18 protein-coding genes are annotated in these 17,262 nt (G+C 50.5%); 8 read left to right on the top strand and 10 right to left on the bottom strand.

Features of this window, described 5'->3' with window-relative positions; all coding sequences use genetic code 11:
- Positions 1-372 precede the first annotated feature (372 nt).
- Positions 373-1,221 carry an S-formylglutathione hydrolase gene (fghA, locus tag NG792_RS04335; protein ID WP_261234662.1) on the bottom strand — a complete coding sequence of 283 codons (849 nt, stop codon included), beginning with the start codon at positions 1,219-1,221 and terminating at the stop codon, positions 373-375.
- Entirely contained in the window at positions 1,218-2,333 is a 1,116-nt protein-coding gene (locus NG792_RS04330; protein WP_261234661.1) for an S-(hydroxymethyl)glutathione dehydrogenase/class III alcohol dehydrogenase, read from the bottom strand. The genes fghA and NG792_RS04330 overlap by 4 nt, the downstream gene beginning before the upstream one ends.
- Positions 2,334-2,544: 211 nt before the next feature.
- Here NG792_RS04330 and modA point away from each other — a divergent pair, with 211 nt between their 5' ends.
- Together modA and modB are read left to right on the top strand one after the other, a co-directional pair.
- Positions 2,545-3,357, top strand: coding sequence for a molybdate ABC transporter substrate-binding protein (gene modA, locus NG792_RS04325; RefSeq protein ID WP_261234660.1), 813 nt, complete (start codon positions 2,545-2,547; stop codon positions 3,355-3,357).
- Entirely contained in the window at positions 3,354-4,004 is a 651-nt protein-coding gene (modB, locus tag NG792_RS04320; protein ID WP_261199496.1) for a molybdate ABC transporter permease subunit, read from the top strand. The genes modA and modB overlap by 4 nt, the downstream gene beginning before the upstream one ends.
- Positions 4,005-4,122: 118 nt before the next feature.
- On the opposite strand, the gene NG792_RS04315 is transcribed toward modB, so the two are convergent.
- The 4 genes from NG792_RS04315 to murC form a co-directional block, all read right to left on the bottom strand.
- Positions 4,123-4,614, bottom strand: coding sequence for a low molecular weight protein-tyrosine-phosphatase (locus NG792_RS04315; RefSeq protein WP_261199495.1), 492 nt, complete (start codon positions 4,612-4,614; stop codon positions 4,123-4,125).
- Positions 4,615-4,839: 225 nt separating this feature from the next.
- Positions 4,840-5,190, bottom strand: a complete 351-nt coding sequence (locus NG792_RS04310; protein WP_261199494.1) for a YbaB/EbfC family nucleoid-associated protein — start codon at positions 5,188-5,190, stop codon at positions 4,840-4,842.
- A gap of 467 nt (positions 5,191-5,657) precedes the next feature.
- Positions 5,658-6,674 carry a UDP-N-acetylmuramate dehydrogenase gene (gene murB, locus NG792_RS04305; protein WP_261234659.1) on the bottom strand — a complete coding sequence of 339 codons (1,017 nt, stop codon included), beginning with the start codon at positions 6,672-6,674 and terminating at the stop codon, positions 5,658-5,660.
- Positions 6,675-6,780: 106 nt separating this feature from the next.
- A complete protein-coding gene (murC, locus tag NG792_RS04300) occupies positions 6,781-8,337 on the bottom strand; it encodes a UDP-N-acetylmuramate--L-alanine ligase (RefSeq protein WP_261199492.1) in 1,557 nt (518 codons plus the stop codon).
- Positions 8,338-8,839: 502 nt separating this feature from the next.
- Here murC and nadD point away from each other — a divergent pair.
- A complete protein-coding gene (gene nadD, locus NG792_RS04295) occupies positions 8,840-9,649 on the top strand; it encodes a nicotinate (nicotinamide) nucleotide adenylyltransferase (RefSeq protein ID WP_261234658.1) in 810 nt (269 codons plus the stop codon).
- An 87-nt stretch (positions 9,650-9,736) separates the two neighbouring features.
- Positions 9,737-10,747, top strand: a complete 1,011-nt coding sequence (locus NG792_RS04290) for a type I glyceraldehyde-3-phosphate dehydrogenase (RefSeq protein ID WP_261199490.1) — start codon at positions 9,737-9,739, stop codon at positions 10,745-10,747.
- A gap of 74 nt (positions 10,748-10,821) precedes the next feature.
- On the opposite strand, the gene thiL is transcribed toward NG792_RS04290, so the two are convergent.
- Positions 10,822-11,841, bottom strand: coding sequence for a thiamine-phosphate kinase (gene thiL / locus NG792_RS04285; protein ID WP_261234657.1), 1,020 nt, complete (start codon positions 11,839-11,841; stop codon positions 10,822-10,824).
- Between the two features lie 103 nt (positions 11,842-11,944).
- Complete coding sequence (locus tag NG792_RS04280) at positions 11,945-13,090, bottom strand: peptidylprolyl isomerase (protein WP_261199488.1); 1,146 nt, start codon at positions 13,088-13,090, stop codon at positions 11,945-11,947.
- Positions 13,091-13,284: 194 nt separating this feature from the next.
- Here NG792_RS04280 and efp point away from each other — a divergent pair, with 194 nt between their 5' ends.
- The 4 genes from efp (at position 13,285) to NG792_RS04260 (ending at position 15,108) form a co-directional block, all read left to right on the top strand.
- The gene (gene efp, locus NG792_RS04275) at positions 13,285-13,845 is read left to right on the top strand and encodes an elongation factor P (protein ID WP_261199487.1); all 561 of its coding nucleotides are present in this window, start codon (positions 13,285-13,287) and stop codon (positions 13,843-13,845) included.
- A 40-nt stretch (positions 13,846-13,885) separates the two neighbouring features.
- Positions 13,886-14,059, top strand: coding sequence for a hypothetical protein (locus NG792_RS04270; protein ID WP_261199486.1), 174 nt, complete (start codon positions 13,886-13,888; stop codon positions 14,057-14,059).
- Entirely contained in the window at positions 14,044-14,604 is a 561-nt protein-coding gene (gene accB / locus NG792_RS04265) for an acetyl-CoA carboxylase biotin carboxyl carrier protein (RefSeq protein ID WP_261199485.1), read from the top strand. The genes NG792_RS04270 and accB overlap by 16 nt, the downstream gene beginning before the upstream one ends.
- A gap of 150 nt (positions 14,605-14,754) precedes the next feature.
- On the top strand, positions 14,755-15,108 hold the full coding sequence (locus NG792_RS04260) for an ArsR/SmtB family transcription factor (protein WP_261199522.1): 354 nt from the start codon (positions 14,755-14,757) through the stop codon (positions 15,106-15,108).
- Positions 15,109-15,269: 161 nt separating this feature from the next.
- Here NG792_RS04260 and NG792_RS04255 read toward each other — a convergent pair whose 3' ends face one another.
- Positions 15,270-15,923: a GerMN domain-containing protein gene (locus NG792_RS04255; protein WP_261199484.1), complete on the bottom strand. Its 654-nt coding sequence runs from the start codon at positions 15,921-15,923 to the stop codon at positions 15,270-15,272.
- 280 nt (positions 15,924-16,203) lie between these two features.
- Positions 16,204-17,034 carry an LmeA family phospholipid-binding protein gene (locus NG792_RS04250; RefSeq protein WP_261234656.1) on the bottom strand — a complete coding sequence of 277 codons (831 nt, stop codon included), beginning with the start codon at positions 17,032-17,034 and terminating at the stop codon, positions 16,204-16,206.
- Between the last annotated feature and the right edge of the window lie 228 nt (positions 17,035-17,262).

Raw genomic sequence — 17,262 nt, 5'->3', positions numbered from 1 at the left:
TCCCTCTTGAATGTCAGACAAAACTTCGGCGTAGTCCTAAATAGTTAAGGATTGGTTATAATCCTGAATAAAATACAATAAAGCCCGAATATGAATGTCTAATTTTTTAGAAAATTATAAAGTTTTTCTAACCCCTCTATAAATTCCCTGTCTTAAGGTATTATTAAAACGTTCACTCTGGCGCTGAGGCAGGCTACCCTTCACCGAAGCCGCAGACGCGCCTAAGTCTTTAGCACTAAGTTTCTATCAGTAATCTTGCCGCATCATTAGACCTCTTGCAAAATTATCTTAAGCCGAGTGGCGTTAAGAAGGGAGATTTGGGGGGATCAATCCGGATTTTTGCAAGAGGTCTATTACATATTTATAACTACCCTAAACACAACCTAACGCCTCCCCATGATGGCGGAGATGGTCATCGATGAAACTGGCAATAAAGTAGTAACTATGATCGTACCCGGGCTGCATCCGTAACCGAAGGTCAATCCCAGCCTGCTGACAAGCTGTCTCAAACCGTTCCGGTAATAACTGACCTTGGGCCAAAAACGAATCTGCGTCCCCTTGGTCAACCAAAATCGGACGCCGCCAAGCCGAAGTCTTCACTAACTCACTTGCATCATAGGCAGACCAAGTTTGACGATTTTCCCCCAAATAGCCCCGAAATGCCGTTTCCCCCCAAGGACAAGACATGGGGGCGGTAATGGGGGCGAAGGCGGAGACCGACTGATAACGGGAGGGATGGCGTAAGGCACAGATCAGCGCCCCATGTCCCCCCATCGAATGACCGAAAATACTCTGCCGAGTCGGATCCACTGGAAAATTCTCCTCAATCAGGAGGGGAAGTTCCTCTGTGACATAGCGGTACATCTGATAATGTTTAGCCCAGGGAAATTCCGTCGCATCGACATAGAAGCTGGCCCCACTCCCAAAATCCCAGCGGTCCTGTTCTCCCGGAAGTCCCAGATTGCGGGGGCTGGTATCCGGGGCGACTAACAGCAAGCCATATTGGGCGGCTAGACGTTGCGCCCCAGCCTTAGTAATAAAGTTCTCTTCCGTACAAGTTAACCCCGATAGCCAATACAGAATGGGAACCGGCTGCTGGGCTGCTTGGGGCGGAATATAAACTGAGAACCGCATTGGAGCGTTGCAGCATTGGGAGGAATGCTGATAAAACTGGGTAGTTCCACCAAAGGAACGACTCTGCTGATTTAGGGTAAGGGTCATGATTCGGGGAAGGTGACAACGGTGCGAATGGCTTCCCCGGTATGCATCAGGTCAAAAGCCTCGTTGATACGATTGACGGGGATGATATGGGAGACCAGACTATCGATGTCGATTTTACCATCCATGTACCAATCGACGATTTTAGGTACATCCCGGCGACCTTTGGCTCCACCAAAGGCGGTTCCTCGCCAAACCCGTCCGGTGACGAGTTGGAAGGGACGGGTCCTAATTTCTTGGCCCGCCCCTGCGACGCCAATGATTACAGATTCGCCCCAGCCTTTATGACAGCATTCGAGGGCCTGACGCATCACGTTGACGTTGCCGATACATTCAAAGCTATAGTCGGCACCGCCATCGGTGAGGTCGATGATGGCTGCAACAACGTCTTCTACATCGTTGGGATTGATAAAATGAGTCATGCCAAATTTTTCAGCGAGGGGCCGTTTGGCCGGATTGAGGTCAATGCCGATAATTTGGTTGGCTCCCACTAAACGCGCTGCTTGAATCACGTTCAGTCCAATTCCGCCTAATCCAAAAACGACGACATTTGACCCCGGTTCGACTTTGGCGGTGTTGATGACTGCGCCGATGCCGGTTGTGACTCCACAACCAATCAGACAGACTTTCTCGAAGGGGGCATCATCCCGGATTTTGGCGACGGCGATTTCTGGCAGAACGGTGAAGTTAGCAAAGGTGGAGGTTCCCATGTAGTGATGGATTTTTTCGCCGTTGAGGGAGAAGCGACTGGTGCCATCAGGCATGACTCCTTTGCCTTGGGTGGCTCGGATGGCTTGACAGAGGTTGGTTTTATTGCTGAGACAGTATTTGCATTGACGACATTCCGGGGTATAGAGGGGAATGACGCGATCGCCTACTTTCAGACTTTTGACTTCATCGCCGACTTCCACCACAACTCCAGCCCCTTCATGACCCAGGATAGCCGGAAACAGTCCCTCTGGGTCTGCTCCAGATAGAGTATAGGCATCGGTATGACAAACGCCGGTCGCTTTGATTTCCACCATAACTTCTCCGGCTTTGGGACCCTCAAGTTGTACGGTTTCTAAACTTAGAGGTCCACCGGCTTGCCAAGCAACGGCGGCTTGTATGTCCATAAATTACCTTGTTTTTGTTTTTTTGTGAGAAGAAGCAGTCCTGTTGATTTTAGCGGAGAATCTGCCCTATAGGGGGGCATCGCATTTACCAGGGTGGAGATTGCAGCTAGGCAAGGAAGGGTCAAGTCGTCCCAGACCCCTGATTGTGCAAGTATTTTAGCAGAATGCCAGTATAATAGCAGGATGCAAAATCAGGTCAAACGCAACAACTATGGGACAACATGGGCGAAAACCTCTCAGGTATGTGGTGTATGCCCTACTCCTGCTGCTGGTAGCTTGTGGGAGATCTCCGGGGACCCAGCCGCCTAGCTCATCCTCTGCCTCTGTGACCCTAACCGTTTCGGCAGCGGCAAGTTTGAATCAAGTCTTACCCCCGATCGCCAAGCTGTGGGAACAGGAAACGGGAAATAAGGTGATCATTAACTTGGGTTCTACAGGGCAACTTGCACAGCAAATTGAGCGAGGTGCGCCTGTTGATTTATTTGTGGCAGCCGATACAAAATCTATTGAAGATTTAGACAAAAAGCAGCTAGTTTTTTCTGAAACAAAGGCATTATACGGGGTGGGACGAATTACGCTGTGGCATCGGGAAGATAGCTCCCTTCAGATCAAAGAACTTCAGGATTTAACCCGGGCAGAAATTGAACGAGTTGCCATTGCCAATCCAGACCACGCCCCCTACGGAATTGCGGCCAAACAAGCCTTGGAATCTATAGGAATTTGGGAAGAACTTCAGCCAAAGTTAGTATTAGGGGAAAACATTAGACAAACTCAGCAATATGCAGAATCAGGCAATGTAGATGTGGCGATCGTTGCCTTGTCGCTCAGCCTGAATCGTCCAGGTCAATGGAGCTTAATCCCTGATAATTTACATCAACCGATTGAGAAAATGTTAGTTGTCCCCAAGACTGCACATAATCCAGATAATGCCCAGCAATTTGCTAGGTTTATTAATAGCTATAAAAGTAGACCTTTGATGCACAAACATGGCTTTATTCTGCCGGGAGAAGAGCCGGTAAAATGATTTGGCAGCCCTTATTTTTGTCATTACAAGTGATAGGAGTTGCCAGCCTAGCCATCTTAACTTTAGGGTTAGGGCTAGGCATTTTTTTGGCAAGAACCCGTTTCCCGGGACAACTGCTGGTTTCGACCGTGTTAAATTTACCCTTAGTCCTGCCTCCGAGTGTGGTGGGTTATGGACTATTGCTGATATTAGGGCGAGGCAGTCCGATTCAGGAAGTTTTGGGAATTCAGTTATTATTTACTTGGCAAGCTGCGGCGATCGCCTCGACGGTAGTAGCACTTCCATTAATGGTGGAATCCACCAGGGTGGCGATCGCCACTGTCAATCCTGAACTGGAAGACGCCGCCCGCACTTTAGGCGCATCGGAACTGGAAGTTTTATGGCTGATTAGTTTACCCTTAGCCTATCGTGGAGTATTGGCAGGTTTTGGTTTAAGTATCGCCCGAGGATTAGGTGAATTCGGGGCAACTCTGATGGTAGCAGGCAGTATTCCCGGGCGGACCCAAACGTTACCCCTGGCTATTTATGATGCGGTCCAAATGCAGAATTATCAACGTGCCAACCAAATGGTGCTAATGATGACTGTCATCGCCTTTACCTTGTTGTGGGGGGTGAGACTGTTGGAAAATGCTCAGGAAAATCAATGAAACCAGATGCACCGTCCCGCTAATCTGATTAAATTAGGGTCTTTACAAAAAAACCGGGCAAACCTACTACTGGGTTTCCGGTTTATGATAGGCTGTCCGAATCCACGTTCTGGACGGCTTAGGAACTCACCTTAACATTCTGCTGCTCAACGACATAATCCAGAAGTCCTTCACAGGCATCAGTGAGCAGATTGATAACATTGTTAAATCCATCGGGACCGCCATAATAGGGGTCGGGCACTTCTTTCTCGGAACGATGGCGACAGAAATCACACATCATGCGGACTTTTTGGCGATACTGACCTTGGGGATCAAGGGAGATGATATCGGCGTAGTTTTCCCGATCCATTGCTAAAATCAGGTCAAAGTTCTGAAAGTCTGCGGGATGAAAGCGGCGCGCTTCGCCAATAAAGGAGAGTCCCTGTTGTTTGGCTGCGGCTACCATGCGGCGATCGGGGGCACTCCCCACATGATAAGCTGAAGTCCCAGCAGAGTCACAGATAATTTGATCCTGGAGATTTCTGCCTGCGATTTGGTGGTTCATAATATTTTCGGCAGCGGGTGAGCGGCAGATATTCCCGAGGCAGACAAATAAGAGTTTATAGGGCATGGGTGAGTTATTCGCAGTTAGAGACTGAGGATAATAGATGGAACAGGCGATCGCCTTCTATCTTACCGAGATTTTAAACTGGATCACGCTCAGACAGACCGAAATCAAAGCCTAAAATAAAATTAGCTGGCTTACTTGACACAGCAGAAAGCCAGCTAGATCTTGATGAAAAGTAGTTGATATGGATTAGACTCGATACAAAGACGACTGCCTAAGCTATAGCAGTTACAGACCGGGCAGATTTAGCCCACCTGTTAATTCTTCCATCCGTTCGCGCATGGTTGCGGTGGATTTATTATATGCATCTGTCATCGCAACGGCAACCAGTTCGGAAACCACTTCCGCTCCTTCGCCGAGAGCATCGGGGGAAATTTCGACCCGACGGGGTTCTTGGTTGCCGCTTAAAACCACTTTAACCAAACCACCACCGGCTTCGCCGATGACTTCGAGTTCATCTAATTCTTCTTGAAGCCTTTTAGCACCTTCTTGTACTTGTTGAGCTTTTTTGAAGGCTTCAGTCAGCTCTTTCATTTTGCCGAGACCGAAGCCAAATCCTCCCTGTCCTTTTCCTGCCATAACGGGTTAACTCTGTATGGGTTCAAATCGATGTTGGCATGATTGAGCGGCGCGATCGCTGCTGTGGATTCTTGGTTCCTCAAGAGGACTGACCCTAAAATAGGAGACTATTTTAGGAGACAAGTACCGCTTTCTCCAAGCGTTTTGCCCTTAATGTAAGAGCCAGTTCCGGTGTGCCTCACCGTACTGTCAAGGTCTGAAGCTCTGGCGCTCTAACGGATATTCTCTCAAGCCATCTCAAAGGGAAGGGAGAGCTTAGAAGTCAATCGGGTTAACCGTTGTCTCCTACCGCTTGACCTGATCCGACGGAAGGTCTGGAGTAGGTCGCGCTCAGAATCAGACCCTCGCGGGCATTACCCTTAGCAATACTACCACGCCATAATTGCACTATGCCATTGACCCATCCCGGGGGATCACCGAGTTTTCCGGGGAACAGATGGGGGGCGATCGCCTCTCAATCCGGGAGGTTACAAACCTTGAAACTCGCCGATCGTGCGAACTTCTGGTTCTAAAAGCACGGCCCAGTTCTGCTCAACTTGCGCTTGAACATACCGAATAAGCTGGAAAATATCACTGGCTTTCGCGCCGCCACAATTCACAATAAAGTTAGCGTGACGTTCAGCCACCTGAGCGCTGCCGATTTGGTAGCCTTTCAATCCAGTTTGCTCAATTAACCATCCCGCCCCTCGTGAGCCGTCAGGATTGCGGAACACACTGCCACAACTGGGCAGGTGGTAGGGTTGGGTGGATTTGCGATGTTCGAGTTGTTCGGAGGTAGTCGCTTGGACCCGCGCCGGGTCTGCCCCTGGTTTGAGTTGAAAAGTGGCCTCTGTGACCAGGCGATCGCCCCCTTGGAGGACCGAGGTGCGATAGCTATACCCCAACTCTTCCGGAGTCAGGACAGAAATTGTTCCCCGGTGGGACACTACCTGAGTATTCACTAAAATCTCTGCGGCACAACTCCCATGAGCACCAGCATTCATCACGACGGCTCCCCCGACGGTCCCGGGAATTCCGACAGCCCACTCTAGTCCTTCCCATCCCAATTGAGCCGCTTGCCAAGCTAAACGAGGCAGGGACTGACCTGCGGCAACGGTCACTTGACCTGTTTCGGGATTAAAGCGGCTATAGCGCAGATGGCGTGTAGAAATCGCCAAACCAGGAATGCCGCGATCGCTAACTAAAAGATTAGAACCCGCACCCAAGAAGGTGACGGGTAATCCTTCCGCCCTGGCCCATTCTAAACAGGCTTGGACCTCTTCTATCTGTTTAGGCGCAACGTACCATTCAGCAGGACCCCCAACTCGGAAGGAGGTAAATGTTGATAAGGAAACATTGGACTTAATCTGACAAGCGGTTCCTGCTAAATAAATAGACTGGGATCGATCGCGATCGCCGTTTACGGGAGTCAGATGTGGATTCTTGGCCGGTTGCTTGACCACGGAGGGGCTGAGGATGCGTACAGTATCGGAGGAAAGAGTCATGATAATCCAGGTGCTTAAATCCCTATAGACCACTGTTTTTGAACGTAAATCATCCAGGGTATTTCGAGGAGCGATCGCCCAGGGTTCCCTAGAAACTTACTGGCGCTCAGGCTCGATGGCGTGCTTCTGCCAGAGCCGTTTGCTCGACCTGTTGATGAAATGCCATGACTTCCGGAATGATCTGATTCAAATTACCAGCCCCCAGAAATATGGCGAGGTCTCCAGGGAGTAAGGCTTCGCCGAGAAACTCACTCACTTCAGACATAGAAGGACTGTAATGCACCCGAGGATGATGAGCGGCGATCTCGTCGGCGACTTGTTGTCCGCTCAGGTCAAATTCATTGGCTTCCCCGGCACTGTAAATGTCGGTTACCAGCACTAAATCAGCATCGCTAAATGATTCCGCAAACTCGGCTAAAAAGGCCCGAGTTCGGCTGTACCGATGGGGTTGAAATACGGCGACAACGCGACTGGCACGAGAACGCAATCCTTGGGTTTGCAGACTGGCTGCATGGAGGGTGGCGCGAATTTCACTCGGGTGATGGGCGTAGTCATCTACAAAGTGGATGTCATTATATTTGCCTCGGGTCTCAAACCGGCGGCAAGCCCCCTCAAATGTAGCAATTTCCCGGGCAATGGTGGCGAAGTCTAAACCGACCAAGCGTCCAACTGCAACAACCGCTAGAGCGTTACTCAGATTGTGTGCGCCCAGTAGGGAAATGGACAGTTGACCGAGGATTTGACCTCGCTCCCAAACCCGGGCTGTGGTGCCGTCGGATCTATAAGCGATACAGTCTACGGTGTAGTCGGCACCGGAATCGAGGTTGAGGCTGTAGGAGATGCCCGGTTGAAGGCGATCGCGCACGGTTTCGCAGTCAATGCATCCGACTAAATGGGTGCAGCGCTCTTTAAAGGTTTCAAAAATCTCGATGACTTGATCCAAGCTCTGGTAGTGGTCCGGATGGTCTAGTTCAATGTTGGTCACGACGCCAATTTTTGCCGAGAGTTTGGCGAGGGACCCATCGGATTCGTCCGCTTCTGCCACTAGATAGGGTCCTTCTCCCAGACGAGCGTTCCCTTCCCAGGCTTTGACTTCTCCCCCGACAACAATCGTGGGGTCCAAACCGGCCTTTAATAACACATAAGCCATCATTGAGCTCGTTGTGGTCTTCCCGTGGGTTCCGGCTACGGCAATGCTTTGATATTCGGATATTAAAGCAGCCAGTAGGTCGGAGCGGTGAAAGATGGGACAGCCGAGGTCTAAGGCGGCTTGATATTCGCTATTGGCTCCATCGATCGCCGTTGAGCAAATCACTTGCGGCAACTCAACTGGGGCGGGGCTTCCGTTGGCGGCTAATCTTACTGGTTTCGGTGCGATCGCCGGTAAACCGCCGGACCCCTCCCCATTTGCTGAACTCAACACTGCCCCTTCTTCGGTGGCGGCGCTCTTTTGTCGGTAAAAATCCAGGTTGCTGGCATCTTGACGCCAAAAAATTTGCGCTCCATTTTCTTGTAAGCGCTGAGTGATATGGCTCGACCGAATATCGGAGCCAAATACCGGGACCTGCCGCTTCGCTAAAATGTAGGCAAGCGCTGACATTCCGATTCCACCGATTCCGATGAAATGAAAGGGTTTGCCACTTAGATCGATAGAATTGTGCATTGTAAGCTCCTTACACACCACACCACGCCAATAACACGCGATATCATATCAAGAATTGTTTTTGTACGATACAGTCATAACAGAAATTGAGCGCTCTCCCTGAAGAAGCATTTTTCGATTCTAGTGTCGAATACACCCCATCCTTCGTCTTTTCCCGAGATTTTTCTAGGGTTAAACGTTTTGGGTGTGTTTACCATAACCGATGGTCAAGAAAAACGGAAAATAACTCGTGACCCCATCAAGTGAGTTGCTAATCTCACCTAAGTTAGGTCAAAGTACGCTCCTGAAACGTAGCAGAACAAAGGGGAAAGCAGTCTTACTATCGCACAAGTGCCTCCATCGGTGGCTAGGCTATTTCCGGAAAAAATACCCGTAAAAAGCACTTTCGGGAAATCAGGGCGGGTTATGATTGCGATGATGGGTGAGTGTCGGACCCTCCAATCCAATTGAAAATGACTGCTCTGTTTGAATAGCCACTCTCAAACAAAGTTTACGCGAAAGAATGCAGCCTCAGCGGATCAAAAAAAGAGCGATTTTGGGCGGAACCTTTGACCCGATTCATTGTGGGCATTTGGGAATCGCTTATGCCGCCTTAGAGCAGGCGGGATTAAACCAGATTATATGGGTTACCGATCGCCACAAGCGCGATCCCCGTCAGCAATCCCGGGTAGAGTTTGAGCATCGCCAGGAAATGGTGAGCTTGGCGATCGCCCCAGAACCAGCCTTTTGCCTCGGTCCCGCCTCCCCAGAGGACCCCGAAGCCGGGTATGCGATCGTCACCTGGCAAAGCCTCCAACAGCGCTACCCTAATAGCCAGTGGTATTGGATTATCGGGGCCGACGCCTTTTCTACCCTGCCCAAATGGTATCGCGCTTCTGAACTGGTTGAGGCTTGTGAGTGGTTGGTTGCACCGCGATCGCCATCCTCACCCCCAGTCAATTACCCCGAAGAAACTCCATTATTAATGGAAATCTCCCCCCTAAACCTTCAGAAAGGACGACCTAAATTAAACTCCACTCTAGGTACAAATCCCTCGCATCCCCTAGACCATACCGCCCTGATCAAAACTGAGGAGATTTGCCAACAAGTCGCGATCGCCTTCAAGACCCGACAGATTCACCTACGCTGGCAAATCTTACAATCCCAAACCCTGCCGATGGCTTCAACCTTACTGCGTCATCATTGGTGCGACTGGCCCAAAATCCGCACCTGGGTTCCCGAACCCGTCCAAATTTATATCCAAACTCACCACCTTTATCAGAACCCACAGCACCCGCTACCACCGCACTCTAGCTCGATCCCCAGTCTTTAAAAAAACTGATCGAAATTTACACCCGTTGCGATATGATTGGGTTCATTACGTTAGGCAGTTTTAGATTAAAGAAAGGGGCAAGACGCAGTGATTAGAGTAGCGATTAACGGTTTTGGACGTATCGGACGCAACTTCCTGCGCTGCTGGTTAACCAGATCCAACAGCCAACTCGAACTGGTCGGTGTAAACGATACCTCCGACCCAAGCACCAACGCCCATCTACTCAAATATGATTCCATGTTGGGAACGTTGAATGCTGACATTAGTGCCGATGAAAACTCCATTACCGTCAACGGCAAGACCATTAAATGTGTCTCCGATCGCAATCCCTTAAACTTGCCCTGGGCTGCTTGGGGAGTTGATTTGGTTATTGAATCCACCGGGGTCTTCGTAACCGAAGAAGGTGCCTCAAAGCATATTCAAGCAGGTGCAAAAAAGGTGTTGATTACTGCTCCTGGAAAAGGCAGCAAAGTTGGCACTTTTGTCATGGGAGTTAACCATGATAAGTACGACCCCAACGAGTACGACATCATCAGTAATGCCAGTTGTACAACGAACTGTTTGGCTCCCATCGTTAAGGTCATCAACGACAACTTTGGCATCATCAAAGGCATGATGACCACAACCCACAGCTACACCGGCGACCAACGGTTGCTTGATGCCAGTCACCGGGATGTGCGTCGTGCTCGTGCTGCTGCACTCAATATCGTCCCGACTTCCACTGGTGCAGCTAAAGCCGTGGCTTTAGTCATTCCAGAGATGTCCGGTAAGTTGAACGGGATCGCGATGCGTGTGCCCACACCGAACGTGTCGGTCGTAGATTTTGTGGCTCAAGTTGAGAAAAATACCTTTGCCGAACAAGTCAATGAAGCCTTAGAAGCAGCCGCTAAAGGTTCGATGAAAGGCATTTTGGAATACAGTGACGAACCTTTAGTTTCCTCTGACTATAAAGGTCATGATGCATCTTCTATTGTCGATGCCAGCTTGACGATGGTCATGGATGGAAACATGGTGAAAATCATCGGCTGGTACGATAATGAGTGGGGTTACTCTCAGCGTGTGGTTGATTTAGCCGAACTCGTCGCTCAAAAATGGTAAGCATCAAACTAAGCGGGCAATGAGTTTTGAAACAGGACTGATTTGTTCACCTTTCAAAACTCATCACCTTCCGCTTAAAAATGCTGAAAACTCAAACTTTGGGTGATCACTTCGTCAGCATAAGCACCAGTGGAGTCAGTTAGACAAACCCTGGTGCTTTTTGTTAGGGTCCCGACGATCGCGGCTCTATTTCCCAGTCGTTCTACGAACTGACGCGCAACCTCCGGAGCCAGACACAGCACGAGTTCAAAATCTTCTCCCCCGTACAAGGCCCACTCCAGGGCCCGTTCTTCCCCGACCCTTTGGCTCAAACTCGGTGGCAGGGGAATCAAAGGGCGGTCTAGGGTCGCCCCCACCCCACTTGCTCGGGCAATTTGCACGATCGCATCGGCTAACCCATCGGAACTATCCATTCCCGCAATCTCTCCCCCCTCCCCCATCACCTCCCACAGAATCGGTAACACATCCAGGCGCGGGTTCGGACGCTGATGGGCAGTAATTAATTCCTGAGTCTCCTCTTCTGACCAACCCTTTCCTATTTCCGGATGCAGCAATAATTCTAATCCCGCACGGGAAGCTCCATGCACCCCTGTCACCACGATCGCATCCCCCGGTTTTCCATTCTGTCGGCGAATTGTGCGGTCCGTGGGCACCCAACCGATCGCCGTAATTGAAATGACATTCACTGGCGCTTTACAAACATCCCCACCGGCGATCGCCGTCTGATAACGGTCCAGACAACTCACCATCCCGGTATAAACCCCCTCCACCCAAGACACGGGGGTATCCCCCTGTAATCCTAAACTGACCGTGATGGCTAACGGGGCTGCACCCATTGCGGCTAAATCCGATAAATTCGCCGCTGCCGCCCTCCATCCCACATCTTCAGCCGAGGTAGTGCGATCGCTAAAATGCACCCCATCCACTAACATATCAGTGGTCACCACCAATGAGCGATTCGGTTCCGGTGTCATGGCGATCGCTGCTGCATCATCCCCCACCCACTCCGGTGGACAAAATCGCTGCAATCGTTTTAACAGTCCTTGTTCCCCCAACTCTCGAACCGAAAGGAAATTTTTTGGCTCCTTCTTCACCCGCCTTTTAACCTCCAAAAAATAGTAAAGTCTAGTGGATGTTTCCACTAGACTTGTGCTTTGAAACTGCTGCAAACCCGCAGTTCCTCTCAACCTTAAACCCTTAGCTCGTTTGGGCGGGAACGAAATTTTCGCTCCCTTGGACCACTTTCATCGAAAGAATCTGATCCCCCTGTTTGAGCTTTTCTAAAATTTCCTTTCCTTCAACCACATAGCCAAAGACGGAATACCGACCATCGAGCAAATTGAGCCCAGCCGGGGTTAATTCGGGTTCAAATAGGAAGAAGAAAAACTGAGAAGAAGCACCATCGGGGTCATCTTCTGGGCGCGCCATCGCCACTGTGCCAAAGGAGGAAAAGGGGAGTACCGGCTGTTCTCGAAAGCGTCCAGCCTCTTCCAAGGTAATTCCATAAGTCGGCTGAGTATCCCCACGGACGAGGATTTCTAGGGGAATATTGCGATATTCTCCGGTATCAGGGTCAATAAAGCCTTGGTCGGGTCCTACGGGATCCCCAGTTTGGAGGACATAGAAATCTTCGGAACGAATAAATTCTAGGCCATTGTAAAATCCACGCTGAACGAGATCGACGAAGTTACCGGAGGTTACCGGGGCGCTATATCCATCGAGGACCACGGTGAGATTGCCTTTGTTGGTTTCGACAGCTACAGTGGCGCGACCCAGAAGTTGAGGCAGATGGCTGTATTCGGTGGGGACTTCATAAGGGAATTTAGCGACCATCATTTCTTCGAGTTGGCCGAGTAAATCCAGGAGGCGATCGCGTCCCTCCTGAGTGGCGGGTTTATCCTGAGCCTCCACGGACGATCGCAGGGTGTCAATTCCCTCTTTCAGTTGGGCGAGGATAGCATTACCATTCGCTTGTTGAGATTCGGGAATATCCTTCAAGATATCCGCCTCGCGATTGGTAAAAATCCCCGCAGCTTTGGTGATATCGCTGGTGATGGGACTCCAGCGTTTCCCGCGTAGTTGTTGGGAAATGTCTTCTAAACTGCTCTGGGCCTCGCGGATGGCGCGATTTTCAATGGGTAAGGCATATCGTAACAGGGCTTTACCATCGGTGATGGCATTCCCTTGGGGCAGTACACTGGTACGATTCGGCGTGGAACTCTCGCCGCCATCCCACCAAGCGGCGCTCAATCCGAGGGAGAGACTGGTCATCAGCAGGACCATGAAAGCGGCTTTGAGGCCGCGTTGCCATAAATTTGTAATTTTTTTAGTTGAAGCCAGCATCAATATATCTCTGAATCCTTTTTAATCGGCATGGATCAATCTTCCCATACGGAGGGAAGTTGCACCGGGGCATCCCTTGGGAATTCTTGGTTAGGATGGGACGGGATCGGAAAGTGGCAATTTGATCCAATACCATTGAAGGGGAGAATTCGCGGTAAAATAAAATCCCAATTCTTCTCCACGAATAAAGATTCATGATCTCCAGTAACGATTTTCGCACCGGCGTCACAATTGAATTAGATGGGGTTGTGTGGCGGGTGGTTGAATTCCTCCATGTCAAACCCGGTAAAGGCTCGGCCTTTGTTCGCACGAAATTGAAAAATGCTCAGAATGGCAGTGTGATCGAGCGCACGTTTCGTGCGGGAGAGACGGTGCCACAAGCGACGTTAGAAAAAAACACGATGCAGTACACCTATAGAGAAGGTGAACAGTTAGTGTTTATGGATATGGGAACCTATGATGAGGCCCGTTTAACTGAGGCGCAGATTGGCGATCGCGTCAAGTACCTTAAAGAAGGGATGGAAGTGAACGTCGTCCGTTGGGGCGAACAAGTGCTGGAAGTTGAACTGCCAAACTCGGTAGTTTTGCAAGTGACCCAAACCGATCCGGGTATCAAAGGGGATACGGCAACGGGTGGAACTAAACCCGCAACGGTGGAAACTGGGGCTGAAGTGATGGTTCCGTTGTTCATTACGATCGGTGAACGGATTAAAATCGATACCCGCAACGATTCCTATCTGGGCCGAGAATCATAAAGTTTCGCTTCACCGACTAGCGGTCAGTCTTCCTGGGTCTTTGCGCTCAGGAGAGCGGTATTTAGGCGCTCTCCTGGGTTGCTCCGGAGGGCGATCGCGGTTGGTCTATCCCGGGGAAACCGAGGCGATCGCCCTCCGTTCGGCTGGATGGGGAAAAACTAGAGAAGAAAACGTTGATTTTACGGGGTCAAAGAAACTGTGCAACTGGATTTAAGCCAACTGAGTGAACTGCTTGGGGCTTTCAATGGAACGGATATTTCTGAGCTGATTTTAAAAAGTGGCGATTTTGAGCTGACCCTACGCAAGGACAGGTTGATTGCCGAACGGGTGGGGATCCCGGTTGACCCGGGGTTGACTCCGATGGCTGAAGGAACTGGGGCGATCGCGCCTTCGCGCCCCCCGATTGAACCGACTATTCCGACACCCTCTCCCTCGTCGGGGACCCCTGCGCCTCCGGGGGGGAATGCTCCGGGGGGTCCCGGTGCCACTGCTCCGGCTCCGGTGACGAACGATCGCAAGTTTTTGGAGGTCATTTCCCCAATGGTGGGGACGTTCTATCGATCTCCCTCTCCTGATGAACCGCCTTTTGTGGCGATCGGCGATCGCATCAAACTCGGCCAAACCGTCTGCATCATTGAGGCGATGAAGTTGATGAATGAAATAGAGGCCGAGGTTTCCGGTCAAGTGGTGGAAATTTTGGTCGAAAATGGCACTCCGGTAGAATACGGTCAACCTTTGATGCGGATTAGCCCCGAGTAATGTTTTTGGTCGGTTGGGGTGAGTCGATTGTCTTGAACCCAAGGCAGTCGGCTCAACAGTCACACCCTTTTAATTACTTAATTGTCATAAATCTGTTTACTGTTACAATGGGAAAATAGAAAAATGGGTAATTCTTTAGGACCCTTAGCCATGAACCGAGCGCAACCCTTACCCCACGAGGTATTGCAACAAGTGGGGGAATACTTCAGTATTTTGAGTGAGCCCATGCGCTTGAAGCTTTTAAACTTACTCAAAGATGGCGAAAAATGCGTGCAAGAGTTAGTTGATGCGACTTCAACGAGTCAGGCCAATGTTTCTAAACATCTGAAAGTTATGTTGCAAGCAGGAATCCTCAGTCGTCGCACGGAAGGGACTTCGGCTTATTATCGCGTTGAAGATCCACTAATTTTTGAGCTGTGTAACCTGGTGTGCGATCGCCTTGCAGAGCGGATTGAACAACAAGCTCGTCAATTTAGAGCCTTGAGCTTGCATGGAAAACGGTGAGCCAAAACCCCCATTCTTCAGGGTAGGGGTTTTTACTTTTAAAAACCGGAATCCCCATGAAACCTGGTTTTTTCTGCCTTTTATCAAATACAAATTGACCCCCCAAGCTCCTGTGAATCGGGGCGACTTGGGGGGTCAATGCTTTGAGCAACGGCAATAAATTACAGGGGAAACTCGGACTCAAAAATAGTGCGGGTAATCGGCACAGGAATCTCTAACCCTTCACCCCCCAATACTTCCAAGGGTTCACCGCCTACGGAAATCCAGACTGAGGCATTCGGATCCAAGGTGGTCGCGGTATAAACCACCTGCCCTAATCTTGCGGTCATTGAGCTACTGCCACCCCCGGAGGTAAACTCGGGGGAGAGGTTGACATAGATGCCATTCTGCTTGACCTCGACATTCAGCACTTGGGTGCCCGGAGGAATGGCGCTAAAGCCACCGCTATTGGGTGGTTGGGTGACTAAGCGATCGAAGGCAGCTTTTAACACGGCTTCGGGTTGTTCCGTTGCCTGGACGGACACGGGGACAGAGGCGAGTTCAAATTGGGTCCCGGTATCTTGAACCAAATAAATTTGTACCGATTGCTCCACGGGATTGAGCGCCGTTGGAGGCGTTACCGTCGGGTCCTGGGTCACCTCGATGTTTACCCCAGGGTCCTGGGGTTGGGTGGGAACGGGATTCATGCCATTGAGGGTGAGGTCCTTTTGAGAATTCACCGCCCACCAAGCGGTTCCACCTCCGGCGGCGACAACGACAGCGGAGAGGGTGGCAATAACACCTAGGGGAATGCGGCGAGTTTGTTCATTTTGCATATCAAAAGTTCTCCTCAACAGTTAAACAATATTCAGTAATAAGAAATGCGGATTTGGTGGTTTTGAACTGAGCGGATGTTTCAGTCCTCTAAGGGTTCCCTTCGTATTCAGTACGGAGGATCCCCTGTTGTAATCCGTGAATTCTTCCCAGTTGTGATCCGCTCATGGGGTTAATTGACGATCGCCAATGCCTTAAGAACAAATAGCTACATCTTTAATTCAAGATGCCGGTAGACCTTGGCAAGAAACTACAAGGGAAGCGGCTAACGTTCCCGAAAACTTACTCTGGAGTCAATCCCGACAAGGCATCGGGCTGATCGATGCGAATAAATGCGGCAACTTCTAGGCGATCGGGACCCAGGTCAAATTTTAAAACCCGGGCAAATAATCCCCGCTCTTCATATTTTCTGAGATCTAGGGCGCGATCGAGGATTCGGGAAAAAATCGTCAGCAACTGAGGGGGGGCCTCTTCATTATTAATCCAGATGGTCGGGTTGACTGCCTGAATTCTTGCCCCGTTAATTGAGGTTAACCCTGTCTCTACAACGATTTGCGCGGATTCATTATCCCGGCGATCCTCAATTTCTAACTGGAAGCGCACGCGATTATTGGCTAAGAATTCCACCTCGGGGTTGACAATTTGAAAGCGTTGGGAGTCGGTTTGGGCCTCGGGTTCATTGGTCCGGGTGAGCCCGATGCCGAGTTCCCGGAGGGGATCAGCCGCAGCGGGCGATCGCAAGGCGCGGTTGAGGTCCGCTTCGGTGATAACTACGCGCATCGCCCCTTGTAAGGGTTCCCGCAGAAAGCGCGGGATCGAGGTGCGGTCTTCTTGGTTGAGACGGTTAATATCCACCGCGATCGGGTCGCTTTCCATTTCCACGGTATCGATACGGAGGTCCGGCGTGACGTACAATCCCCGCCCCGCAAAGCGTAAGCGTTGGATATTTCCCCTCAGTAGGGCGTAGTTTGGGGCATTATCCAGGCGGACTTCCAACTGTTCGGCATTATGGAGGGCCTCGCGGATATCTCTCTCAGCGATATTATCGAATGTCACCCCCACGGGGGATACTAAGGTGAGAATTCCGGTTAAAACCAGGGTAAATAATTCCATAATTTCTTTTTAATGAATTAGGCTAAGTCGCGGGGGCAAGCTGTAAGGAGGATAAAAGGCAGTTTCCAGGTTTCTCCAATTGGTCCCAATTGCCCCGGGGCAAATCTGGCCTGCTTACAGTGTTTAGGTTGTGGGTGTTATGACACAGGAGGCTCAGAACTTCTGTTTTAAACCGGGTTTCTAGGTGGGGGTGGGAGCAGTCTGGTGAGTCCCCCCTGACGAGGCTGG

The organism is Laspinema olomoucense D3b (genome assembly GCF_025370785.1).
Taxonomy (GTDB): Bacteria; Cyanobacteriota; Cyanobacteriia; order Cyanobacteriales; family Laspinemataceae; genus Laspinema; species Laspinema olomoucense.
Note: the sequence above shows the minus strand (reverse complement) of the source record. Positions and strands in the feature narration are given on the sequence as shown.

Excerpts from the sequence above, each read along its gene's own strand:
- NG792_RS04330 (WP_261234661.1), bottom strand. The coding sequence starts at position 2,333 with ATGGACATACAAGCCGCCGTTGCTTGGCAAGCCGGTGGACCTCTAAGT.
- NG792_RS04255 (WP_261199484.1), bottom strand. The coding sequence starts at position 15,923 with ATGCAAAATGAACAAACTCGCCGCATTCCCCTAGGTGTTATTGCCACC.
- modB (WP_261199496.1), top strand. The coding sequence starts at position 3,354 with ATGATTTGGCAGCCCTTATTTTTGTCATTACAAGTGATAGGAGTTGCC.
- NG792_RS04310 (WP_261199494.1), bottom strand. The coding sequence starts at position 5,190 with ATGGCAGGAAAAGGACAGGGAGGATTTGGCTTCGGTCTCGGCAAAATG.
- nadD (WP_261234658.1), top strand. The coding sequence starts at position 8,840 with ATGCAGCCTCAGCGGATCAAAAAAAGAGCGATTTTGGGCGGAACCTTT.
- murC (WP_261199492.1), bottom strand. The coding sequence starts at position 8,337 with ATGCACAATTCTATCGATCTAAGTGGCAAACCCTTTCATTTCATCGGA.
- modA (WP_261234660.1), top strand. The coding sequence starts at position 2,545 with ATGGGACAACATGGGCGAAAACCTCTCAGGTATGTGGTGTATGCCCTA.
- NG792_RS04280 (WP_261199488.1), bottom strand. The coding sequence starts at position 13,090 with ATGCTGGCTTCAACTAAAAAAATTACAAATTTATGGCAACGCGGCCTC.
- NG792_RS04315 (WP_261199495.1), bottom strand. The coding sequence starts at position 4,614 with ATGCCCTATAAACTCTTATTTGTCTGCCTCGGGAATATCTGCCGCTCA.
- fghA (WP_261234662.1), bottom strand. The coding sequence starts at position 1,221 with ATGACCCTTACCCTAAATCAGCAGAGTCGTTCCTTTGGTGGAACTACC.
- murB (WP_261234659.1), bottom strand. The coding sequence starts at position 6,674 with ATGACTCTTTCCTCCGATACTGTACGCATCCTCAGCCCCTCCGTGGTC.
- NG792_RS04250 (WP_261234656.1), bottom strand. The coding sequence starts at position 17,034 with ATGGAATTATTTACCCTGGTTTTAACCGGAATTCTCACCTTAGTATCC.
- efp (WP_261199487.1), top strand. The coding sequence starts at position 13,285 with ATGATCTCCAGTAACGATTTTCGCACCGGCGTCACAATTGAATTAGAT.
- NG792_RS04260 (WP_261199522.1), top strand. The coding sequence starts at position 14,755 with ATGAACCGAGCGCAACCCTTACCCCACGAGGTATTGCAACAAGTGGGG.